2 protein-coding genes are annotated in these 1336 nt (G+C 68.6%); both read right to left on the minus strand.

Annotated features, from left to right (window positions below):
* Positions 1-519 (minus strand): DUF1365 domain-containing protein (locus tag Q1W68_RS15025; protein WP_300717031.1); only part of this gene is annotated, 519 nt, incomplete at its 3' end.
* On the minus strand, positions 510-1336 hold an 827-nt coding region (locus Q1W68_RS15030), incomplete at its 5' end, for an FAD-dependent oxidoreductase (protein ID WP_300717030.1). The genes Q1W68_RS15025 and Q1W68_RS15030, both read right to left, overlap by 10 nt.

The raw sequence follows: 1336 nt of genomic DNA on the forward strand, positions 1-1336 counted from the left end.
GGCGCGCATGAAGACAAAGCGGTAGCGCCCGCGCACCGGGCAGAACGGCGACACATGGAACACCTTCGAGGCCTCGCACGGCTGGCCGTAGCGCGGCGAATCGAGCAAATAACAGTGGCGCTCGCCGAAGGTGTTGTTCACCTCGGCCAGCACCGCGCGCAGCGTGCCGTCTGCCCGGTGGCAGTACCAGAAACTCACCGGCTTGAAGGTGTAGCCGAGCACGCGCGGGTAGGTGTGCAGCCACACCTCGCCCTGTGCGTCGTCGATGCCGTGTTGTTGCAGCAATTCGTCGAGCCACTGCAGGCTGTCGGTGCGGCCGTCGCCGTGGTCGGCGTCGTTGAAGCTGAGTGCCGCGCGGCGGTTGCGCGCGAGCGCGCCTGGGCCGTGCTGGCGCAGGCTGCGCATGGGCAGCATCAGAAAGTAGGTGGGGTAGGCGAAGGCGTTGCGCTGCGGGCGGTGGCGCGTGTGGCGCACCTGGCCGAAACCGATCTGCGCCACCGACGGGGAACTCACGCAAATACTCCGGGCAAGGCGGCACGCTGGGCTTGTTCTGGCTGCGTCGTGGGCACAAGCTGATGGGCATCGATCAGGGCACGCGCTGCGTGCAGGCCCGACTTCAAGCCGTCTTCGTGAAAGCCGTAGCCGGTCCACGCGCCGGCAAAGTAGGTGTTGAGCTTGCCCTGCATGGCCGGCACGCGGGCTTGCGCGCGGATGGCCGCCAGGTCGAACACCGGATGGTCGTAGGCGTACTCGCCCACCACGTGTTGCGCGGCGATCTCGCGCTGCGGGTTGAGCGACACCACGACCGGCTGCGCCACCGGCAGCGGCTGCAGGCGGTTGAGCAGGTAGTGCAGGCAGACCTGGGCGGATTCCACGCCCTTGCTGGGCGCGCGTTCGTAGTTCCAGGCGGCCCAGGCGAGTTCGCTCTTGGGCAGCACCGAGGCGTCGGTGTGCAGCACGGCGCGGTTGGGCTGGTAGCGGATGGCGCCGAGCACTTCGCGCTCGTCGGCCGAGGCCTGGCCGCCCAGCAGGCGCAGGGCCTGGTCGCTGTGGCAGGCCAGCACGATGGCGTCGAACCGCTCCACGTGGCCCTCGGTGACCACGCGCACGCCGTCGCCATCGCGCAGCACCTGCTGCACGGGGGTGTTCAGGCGCTTGTCGGCGATGTGGTCGGTGATCTTCTGCACGTACTGGCGCGCGCCGCCGTCCACCGTGTACCACTGCGGGCGGTTGGTCACCTGAATCAGGCCGTGGTTGTGGCAGAAGCGGACCATGGTGGCCACCGGGAAGGCCAGCATCTGGTCGGTCGGGCAGCTCCAGATGCAACCCATCATGG

Source organism: Hydrogenophaga sp., assembly GCF_030158645.1.
Lineage (GTDB): Bacteria > Pseudomonadota > Gammaproteobacteria > Burkholderiales > Burkholderiaceae_C > Hydrogenophaga.